Genomic DNA, 9,256 nt, shown 5'->3' with positions numbered 1-9,256 from the left:
AGGCGACATAAAAGCATAAATTTTTTAACACCAACTGAAGCTGTGTTAAAATTTTTAAAAGACTAACTGGTCTAAAATGTATATGGTACCTCACATAATTTGGTATTTTTTAAAATTGAAATTTTTGATTCTTTAAATAAAGCATAATCATGTTTTTTTCCAAGCGAAAAACTTGTTGCAATNATNGAACAATATCTTAATATGGCTCGTTTTATTTTAGAACACGGGCAAGAAAAAGATGATCGAACAAATACGGGAACAATTTCTTTTTTTGGTTATCAAATGCGTTTTAATTTAAGCAAAGGCTTTCCACTTTTAACAACAAAAAAAGTTCATTTTAAGTCAGTAGTTTATGAATTATTATGATTTATTAAAGGCGATACTAATATTAAATATTTAGTAGATCATGATGTTCGAATTTGAAATGAATGACCATATGAAAAATATCAAGCATCAGCAAAATATAATAATGAAACATTAGCTGAATTTGTTGAAAAAATTAAAACTGATGCAAATTTTGCTGCTGAATTTGGTGATTTAGGACCAGTATATGGGAAACAATGACGAAACTTTAACGGAGTTGATCAGTTAGCAAAATTATTAGAAAATTTAAAAAAGAATCCATATTCACGTCGTCATATTATTAGTGCCTGAAATCCAGAAGAAGTTGATGAGATGGCTTTACCACCATGTCATACTTTAATTCAGTTTTATGTTTCAAAAGATAATAAATTAAGTTGTCAATTATATCAACGTAGTGCGGATGTTTTTTTAGGAGTCCCTTTTAATATAGCAAGTTATGCTTTATTAACCCATTTAATTGCCCAAGTTGTTGGTTTAGATGTTGGCGATTTTGTCCATACTTTAGGAGATTGTCATATTTATAAAAATCATTTTAATCAAATTAAAGAACAATTAACACGTTCTCCGCGAAAATTACCAACTTTGAAGTTAAATCAAACCATTACTTCGTTATTTGATTTTAAATTTGAAGATATTATGTTGGAAAATTATGACTCAGCCCCATTAATTAAAGGAACTGTCGCAGTATAATGATTAAGTTATTATGAGCAATGGATGAAAATAATTTAATTGGTCAAAATAACCAATTACCATGACATTTAAGAGAAGAATTACAGCATTTTAAAGAAACAACATTAGGGCAAACAATTTTATTTGGTCGATTAACTTATGAAGGAATTGGACGACCATTATCGAAACGAAAAACATTAGTTTTAACAAGACAACTTGATTATCAAATTAATCATCCGGATGTGGAAGTAGTAACTGATTTAACAGCAATTATTAATTTTTATCATCAAAATCCAAACGAAGATATTTATATTTGTGGGGGCAAAAAAAATTATGAGGCAACATTACCATATGCTGATGAATTAATCATTAGTTATATTAAGGGAAAATATCAAGGTGATACTTATTTTCCTTCGTTTGATTTAAACCAATTTACTTTAATTAAATCAAACGAATATCAGCAATTTGTAATAAAATATTATAAAAGAAAGGAACAAAGTTAAAATGTTAAATATTTGAAAAATTTTTCTGACATGACCACGATTTTTACGAACAATTACTAAGGCAAGAAGTATTAGTAAAAAAATTAAACGAGATCCAAATATTGTTTCAGAAGAATATCGTTATCATTGATTACAAAAACGAACACGCTATATGTTATGAGTGCACGATGTTAAAATAATTGTTCATGATCGTGATAATTGAATTGATAAGGGTTGTTTAATGATTGCAAATCATCAATCGAATGTGGATCCGGCATTATTATTTGCTCTAAATGATTTTAATAAAACCGCACCTTGTGCATTTATTGCTAAAAAAGAATTACAAGATAATCGAACATATCGAAATTTCTTAACATTAATTGATGTTTTATTTTTAGATCGGGAAAACCCTCGTCAGGCCTTAGAAGTTATTAAAGAGGCAAATGATTTAATTCGTGTACCACGAACAATGGTTGTTTTTCCGGAAGGAACACGAAGTCGCAGGCAAGAAATGGGAGAATTTCATGCTGGAAGTTTTAAAATTGCCCAGAAAGCACATGTTCCAATTATTCCTGTTTCAATTGTTAACTCTTATCCAATTTTTAATAAAGAATTTAAAAAAAGAGGGAAAAAGTATGTTCATGTTGTGTTTCATAAGCCAATTAAGCCAGATACGTTTATGACCAAATCAACTGAATTAATTGCAAATAATGTTAAACAAATTATTCAAAAAGGAATTGATCAATATCAAGATGTTGATCATAAAAAAGCTTATGAAGAATATAAAACTTCATTAAAGAAAAAAACAACTTAAAAAAAGAAGGTATTGAATAGTGAATATTTTAGAATTAATTGATAAAAAGAAAAATGGACAAGAGTTATCACGAGAAGAAATTAGCTTTATTGTCAAAGGATATACATCAGGGATTATTCCAGATTATCAAATGTCAACTTTTTTAATGGCAATTTATTTTCAATCAATGTCAGTTACAGAAATTTCGTTTTTAACTGAAGCAATGATTAATTCAGGGGAAGTATATGATTTAACTACAATTCCTGGTTTTAAAGTTGATAAGCATTCTTCTGGTGGAGTTGGTGATAAGGTTAGTTTAATTTATGCGCCTTTAGTTGCTGCATTTGGTTTAAAGGTGGCAAAAATGTCAGGACGGGGATTAGGCCAAACAGGAGGAACAATTGATAAGTTGGAAAGTATTCCTGGTTTTAAAGTTGAACTTTCTTTTAATGAATTTAAGGATGTTATTAATAAAACAAATTTATCAATTATGGCTCAATCTGATAATCTTGTTCCTGCTGATAAAAAGATTTATGCCTTACGGGATGTGACGGCAACAGTTGATTCATTACCATTAGTGGCAGCAAGTATTATGTGTAAAAAAATTGCGACCGGTAGTGATGGAATTGTATTAGATGTTAAATGTGGTAGTGGCGCTTTTATGAAAACAATATCTGATGCACGGAAATTAGCACAAATTATGGTTGAACTTGGAATTAAATTTAATAAGAAGATTGCTGCTGAAATTACTAATATGACAGAACCATTAGGCCGTACTATCGGTAATGCAATTGAAATTTATGAAGCATTACAAACATTACGAGGAAAAGGACCTGATGATTTGACTTACATTGTATGTGAAGCAGCAGCTTTAAGTTTATGCCAAGCAGGGCTTTTTAAAGATTTAGCAATGGCAGTTAAAGCTTGTGAAAAAAAATTACAAACAGAAGAGCCGTTAAATTACTTCCGTGCTTTTGTGAACGAGCAAGGTGGAGATTTAAGTTTTATTGATAATGATTTAACTTTAAAAGAAGTATTAAAAGTAAAAAATATAGTTGAAATTAAAGCAACCCAATCGGGATTTATGGAAATTATTGATACTAATGAGTTAGGATTATTAGCTGTTCGTTTAGGAGCTGGCCGTAATACAAAAGATGAAACAATTGATTATCATGCTGGTATTTATTTAAACAAAAAAACTGGTGAAAAAGTTGCAAAAAATGATGTTGTAATGACTTTATATACTAACCGTTATTTTACTGCCCCAGTTTATGATTGAGCACAACGAACTTTTCGAATTGTTTCAACAAAACCACCACAAGAAGAATTAGTTTATGAGATAATTCAATAAAAGTGATGCTTTAAGTTAATCAATTTTTTGTTTTAATATCTTTAATTTTTTTTAAAATGGCGGTATTATTAACTAAGAAAATAAACATGGGAGAGAAAGAATGTTACATTTGCCGCGCTATGAAGTAAAACTTGATAATTTTTCAGGACCATTAGATTTATTGTTGCATTTAGTTAAAGAAAAAGAGATGGACATTTTTGCAATTAAATTGACAGAAATTACTGATCAATTTTTAGCGTATATTAGAGAAATGGAACAATTAAATATTGAAATTGCATCAGAATATTTAACAATGGTAAGTTATTTAGTTGAGACAAAAACAAAATTAGTGTTACCAAAAGAAGAAGTTGAAATTGATGATAATTATGAAAAAAATGCTCGTGATGAACTAATTAATCGTTTACTAGAATATAAAAAAATTAAAGAAGTTAGTCAATATTTTAAAGATCAACATCAAGAGGGAATTCGCTATTTGTCAAAACCACGAACAATTATTAAAGGAAATCAAATTAAAGAAGAAGATTTACCATTATCGCCAAAAATTAATATTGATAAATTAACTAATAGTTTTTTAAAAATGTTAGAACGAATTAATGCAGCAAAACCATTAGAATCAAATATTGTTATTACTGAAGTTTCTCCAGAAGAAATGGCGGAGCGAATTATGGCATTATTAGCGCAAGATGATAAAGAATGAAGATTAGAAGAATTGCTATGTAATTTTACTTTATCATTACAAGTTTTTGTTGCTTGTTTTATTGCTTTATTAGATTTAGCTCGTCATCAAAAAATTGAAATTGAGCAATACCAACATTTAGAAGCAATTTACATTAGACCATACTTACAGAAAGAGGGGAATTAAATTAGATGAATTTAAATGAAAAAATGGCTGTTTTAGAAGGACTATTATTTATCAGCGGTGATGAAGGAATTAATTTAAAAGAAATTGCTCATATTCTTGAAATTTCTGTTCCTGAGTGTGAGGAGGTTTTAGCAAAATTAAAAGTAGAATATCAAACTAATAATAATCGTGGATTAACAATAACATCTTTTGCTGATAAATATCGCTTAGCAACAAAGCAAGAATATTATCAATTTTATTTAAAATTAGCTAATAATAAAATAGAAGCACGTTTATCACAAGCAGCATTAGAAACATTAGCAATTATTGCCTATCGTGGACCCATTAGTAAACCAGAAATTGAAGAGTTACGGGGAGTTAATTCTGACAGTGTTATTAACAAATTACGCGCACGTGATTTAATTGATGAAGTTGGTAAAAGCGAATTACCAGGGAAACCAATGACATATCATATTACTGAAGAATTTTTAAAAGTTTTTAATTTAACTTCTTTAGCAGATTTACCAAAAATTAAGGAAACTGTGATAGAAAAAGAAAAGGATTTATTTAAATAATGGAACGCTTACAAAAAGTTATTGTAGCAAAAGGTTATTGTTCACGACGAAAAGCAGAAGAATTAATTATTCAAGGACAAGTTAAAGTTAATAATATTGTGGTAACAACGTTAGGTACTAAAGTTAGCAAAAATGATCAAATACAGATAAACAATCAAATCTTTACGAATAAAAATGCAAATAAGGTTTATTTGATGTTGAATAAACCACGAAATTGTGTTTCAACGATGTATGCCCCGCAACATCGCAAAACAGTTTTAAACTATGTTAAAGGTGTTTCAGAGCGAATTTATCCGGTGGGTCTTTTAGACTATGATACTAGTGGGCTTTTGCTATTGACTAATGATGGAGAATTTACTAATATTATTACACACCCAAGTCATATTAAATAAGACATATCATGTTTTGGTTTCTGGTTATCTTTCAAAACAACAACTACAAAAATTAGCAACAGGACTTGAAATTGAACCATGAATTATAACAAGCAAAGCGCAAGCAAAATTAGTAAAATATGAAGAAGCAAAAAATGTTTCGATTCTTCTATTAACAATTCATGAAGGCAGAAAACATCAAGTTAAAAAAATGATACAAGCATTAGGACATGAAGTTATTAAATTGCAATCGGTTTTTTACAATTAGATGAAACATTAAAGCCTGGTGAATGACGTTATTTAAAACCCAAAGAAATTAAACGTTTTTTTGGAATAGCATCACACTTAAAAACAAAATAAAGGAGAAAAAAAACAATGCGGATTACATTAGCAGGAGTTGTTGGAGTAGGGAAATCAACTGTTAGTAAGCTATTGGGAGAAAAACATCATTATATGGTAATGGATGAGCCAGTTGAGGAAAATCCATATTTAGATCAGTATTATGCTGATCCAAAAGATATGGCTTTTAAAATGCAAGTATATATGGTAATGGCGCGTAGTAAACAATTAAAACAAGCAAAAATAACATCTAATATTATTTTTGACCGTAGTATTTTAGAGGATCCAATTTTTGTTGATGTCTTATATGAACTAGGATATATGAATACAACAGATTATAAAGTTTATAAAGAATTTTATGATGTTGTTGTTTTACAAAGTTTATATTTAGATGAAAACATTAAACCAGAATTAGTTGTTTATTTACGAGTTGATCCAGAAATAGCAATTGAACGAATTACCAAAAGAGGCCGAGCTAGTGAACAAAATATTGGCAGCGCTTATTGAACATTATTAAACCGAAAATATGAGGAATGATATGAACGCTCAAAAGATAAGTTTAATTTTTTAGTTATTGATGCCAATCATAAAACACCAGAAGAAATTGTTGCCATAATTTCAGAAAAATTAATTGAAAAGAAATAAGACAATAAAAAAACTAGTGTCAACACTAGTTTTTATTTGTTTAAATTTGCCCTAATCCTTTTTCTTTTCAAATTTTCATTACAGCATCTTTTCCTTTTGTTTCTAAAATATCTTTGTATTCTAAATAACGTTCTTGACATTCTTTAATTTCTTTTAAAGCTTGGTCTAAGCCACTTCAACCATTAATTTTAACTTCTTTTTTTTGCAAAGTTTTATATTGTAAAAAGAAAGTTTTAATTTCATTTCGTATTGCTAATGGAACATCTTCTAAAGTTTGAATATGATTAAAACGCGGATCATCAGCCATCACAGCCATTAATTTTGTGTCAATTTCCCCGTTATCAATCATATTAATTGTTCCTAAAATACGAACATTGATTTGACAACCAGGAATTGTGGGGTAAGTGCTTAATGAAATTACATCAAGGGGATCACCATCTCAATCTAATGTGTTTTCAATAAAACCATATTCTCCTGGATAAAAATTAGCACCATATAAAACCCGGTCTAAAACAATTCGCCCTGTTTTAAGATCATATTCATATTTATGACCAGACCCCTTAGGGATTTCAACGATAATTGGTAAAATATTATTTTTACTCATTATTTTTCTTCCTTTCATTACTTTCCTAATTATTAATATAGCATAGAAAGGCAAATAATGTTATGTCTTTTTAAAATCCTTTTTATTTTTTTGCAGTAAAGTCAAATAAAAGTATTGTATTATATTCAAAAAAAATAAAAGATAATTATTATTTTTATGTAAGTTATAAATTTAAAAAACAAATAAATTAAATTATATATTAATATATTTTTAATAGAATTAATAAATTATTTTTTATTTATTATTTTTAAAAAAAATGAAAAATTTTGGTAATTTTATCAATTTTAGGTATACAATGAAAGTAAGAAAAGAAACTATGAAAAAACAAAAAATTGTATTAAAATGTATAAATTGTATTAAATTACCAAATTATCAACCTTAAAAAAATAAAAAATTGATAAATTTAGGAGGCCAATTACTATGAATACATTTTAAAATACATTACATTAGCAGGACTTGCAGCAGTACCTGTTGCAACTGCAACTTCATTACCAATCTTAGAAACCAATAGCAATACTGCTATTTCATCAAGTAGTTTGTTACAAGATGCAGCTACTATTGAAGAAAAAGCTGCTAAAGCTATTGCTAATCAACTTCGTCTTGAACCAGCAGATGGGTCATCATTAACAGAAGGACAAAAATTAAATGAAGCAAAAAAAGTAATTTTCAACCAGATTGATAGCGTTAAATTTGATGCAATCGCTTCAATTGAAAATGATATGGATGCTAGAGAAATTACTAAAGCTATTAACAATCTTACTATTGATAATTTAGAAATTCCAAAAGGAGATACTAAATCACTAAAAATTAGTTATCAAACAATTTCAATTAATTTAAAAATTAATAACACAAATAATCTTATGAGTGTTATGTTAATTAATGTTAAAACAATTGGTAGTGGAACTGGCGATGAATATAATTTATTGCAAGAAAGAGCTTCTATTGAAGAAAAAGCTGCTAAAGCTATTGCTAATCAACTTCGTCTTGAACCAGCAGATGGGTCATCATTAACAGAAGGACAAAAATTAAATGAAGCAAAAAAAGTAATTTTCAACTAGATTGATAGCGTTAAATTTGATGCAATCGCTTCAATTGAAAATGATATGGATGCTAGAGAAATTACTAAAGCTATTAACAATCTTACTATTGATAATTTAGAAATTCCAAAAGGAGATACTAAATCACTAAAAATTAGTTATCAAACAATTTCAATTAATTTAAAAATTAATAACACAAATAATCTTATAAGTGTTATGTTAATTAATGTTAAACCAATTGGTAGTGGAACTGGCGATGAATATAATTTATTGCAAGAAAGAGCTTCTATTGAAGAAAAAGCTGGAAAAGCTATTTTTGACCAAATTCGTGAAAATCCAGTTGATGGATCGTCATTAACAGAACGTGAAATAATCAATAGCGCAAAAGATTTAATATATAATAAAATTGATGAAGTAAAAGTTGATGCAATCACTTCGATAACTGATGATATGAATGCTAGAGAAATTACAGCCGTAATTAATGATATTAAAGCATAAGATTTAATAATTCCAAGTGGAGATACTAAACTTTTAAAAGTTGGATATCAAAAAATAACAATTAATTTAAAAATTAAAGAAACAAATAATATTATGTCTGTAATCTTAGTTAATGTTAAAGCACTTGAAGTTTAATAAACAGTAAAAAATCATTAGAATAAAATTAATACTAAAATTGCTTCATATAAATAAATTGTATGAAGCAATTTATTTAATTATTAAAAAATAAAAAAGGAGATGAATTACTATGTATAAATTAATTAAATGCCTTACATTAGCAGGATTTTTAACTGGACCAATTGTTACATCAACTTCATTACCAAGTTTTAACTCAAATCAAAATGTTTTAAAAGATTCTGATTGTAACTGTGGATTAGAAGCAATTGCTTTAATTTACATTAAAGAAGCAATTGGTGAAATTGAATCAGTTGATGGATCAACTTTACATGCAGGACAAACTTCTTATAGTACTGCTTTCCAATTATTATGAATTGCAATTGAGCAATCTAAAATTAAAGCAGTAGAAAAAGCAAACAATATTAGTGATAAAAATGTCAGAGAAGAGATTATTACATTAGACTTCTTGCATAACCTATTAAAATAATTGTAAATATTTTTAAAAAGATACTAATAGCAAATTATAATTTTAATTAATTATGTCTTTTATTTAAAAATTTAATATTTTCCT

Annotated in this window: 11 protein-coding genes and 1 pseudogene; 11 read left to right on the top strand and 1 reads right to left on the bottom strand. The window is 27.7% G+C overall.

What is annotated here, in order from left to right:
• Positions 1-183 precede the first annotated feature (183 nt).
• The 8 genes and pseudogenes from thyA to BST80_RS02565 all read left to right on the top strand — a co-directional run bounded on the left by thyA (position 184) and on the right by BST80_RS02565 (position 6,429).
• Positions 184-1,053 carry a thymidylate synthase gene (gene thyA, locus BST80_RS02600; RefSeq protein WP_415745839.1) on the top strand — a complete coding sequence of 290 codons (870 nt, stop codon included), beginning with the start codon at positions 184-186 and terminating at the stop codon, positions 1,051-1,053.
• Positions 1,053-1,535, top strand: a complete 483-nt coding sequence (locus BST80_RS02595; RefSeq protein ID WP_415745838.1) for a dihydrofolate reductase — start codon at positions 1,053-1,055, stop codon at positions 1,533-1,535. Before thyA ends, BST80_RS02595 begins: the two co-directional genes overlap by 1 nt.
• Position 1,536: 1 nt before the next feature.
• Positions 1,537-2,328, top strand: coding sequence for a lysophospholipid acyltransferase family protein (locus BST80_RS02590; protein ID WP_415745837.1), 792 nt, complete (start codon positions 1,537-1,539; stop codon positions 2,326-2,328).
• Between the two features lie 19 nt (positions 2,329-2,347).
• On the top strand, positions 2,348-3,658 hold the full coding sequence (locus BST80_RS02585; RefSeq protein ID WP_415745836.1) for a thymidine phosphorylase: 1,311 nt from the start codon (positions 2,348-2,350) through the stop codon (positions 3,656-3,658).
• Between the two features lie 100 nt (positions 3,659-3,758).
• Positions 3,759-4,520 (top strand): segregation/condensation protein A, encoded by a 762-nt coding sequence (locus tag BST80_RS02580; RefSeq protein WP_415745835.1) that lies wholly within the window; start codon positions 3,759-3,761, stop codon positions 4,518-4,520.
• 5 nt (positions 4,521-4,525) lie between these two features.
• The gene (gene scpB, locus BST80_RS02575) at positions 4,526-5,074 is read left to right on the top strand and encodes an SMC-Scp complex subunit ScpB (RefSeq protein ID WP_415745834.1); all 549 of its coding nucleotides are present in this window, start codon (positions 4,526-4,528) and stop codon (positions 5,072-5,074) included.
• Positions 5,074-5,805 (top strand): annotated as a pseudogene (locus tag BST80_RS02570) (pseudouridine synthase). Before scpB ends, BST80_RS02570 begins: the two are co-directional and overlap by 1 nt.
• 15 nt (positions 5,806-5,820) lie before the next feature.
• On the top strand, positions 5,821-6,429 hold the full coding sequence (locus tag BST80_RS02565; protein ID WP_400248928.1) for a deoxynucleoside kinase: 609 nt from the start codon (positions 5,821-5,823) through the stop codon (positions 6,427-6,429).
• Positions 6,430-6,469: 40 nt separating this feature from the next.
• Here BST80_RS02565 and BST80_RS02560 read toward each other — a convergent pair whose 3' ends face one another.
• Positions 6,470-7,033: an inorganic diphosphatase gene (locus BST80_RS02560; RefSeq protein ID WP_415745833.1), complete on the bottom strand. Its 564-nt coding sequence runs from the start codon at positions 7,031-7,033 to the stop codon at positions 6,470-6,472.
• A 536-nt stretch (positions 7,034-7,569) separates the two neighbouring features.
• Between BST80_RS02560 and BST80_RS02555 the strand changes: the two genes are divergently transcribed.
• The 3 genes from BST80_RS02555 to BST80_RS02545 all read left to right on the top strand — a co-directional run bounded on the left by BST80_RS02555 (position 7,570) and on the right by BST80_RS02545 (position 9,172).
• Positions 7,570-8,091, top strand: coding sequence for a hypothetical protein (locus BST80_RS02555; protein WP_415745832.1), 522 nt, complete (start codon positions 7,570-7,572; stop codon positions 8,089-8,091).
• Positions 8,092-8,136: 45 nt separating this feature from the next.
• A complete protein-coding gene (locus tag BST80_RS02550) occupies positions 8,137-8,568 on the top strand; it encodes a hypothetical protein (RefSeq protein WP_415745831.1) in 432 nt (143 codons plus the stop codon).
• 247 nt (positions 8,569-8,815) lie between these two features.
• Entirely contained in the window at positions 8,816-9,172 is a 357-nt protein-coding gene (locus tag BST80_RS02545) for a hypothetical protein (protein ID WP_415745830.1), read from the top strand.
• The last annotated feature ends 84 nt before the right edge of the window (positions 9,173-9,256 follow it).

It is taken from the genome of Spiroplasma sp. Moj (genome assembly GCF_016082285.1).
GTDB lineage: Bacteria > Bacillota_I > Bacilli_A > Mycoplasmatales > Mycoplasmataceae > Spiroplasma > Spiroplasma phoeniceum.
This window is presented reverse-complemented; position numbering and strand designations above follow the sequence as displayed.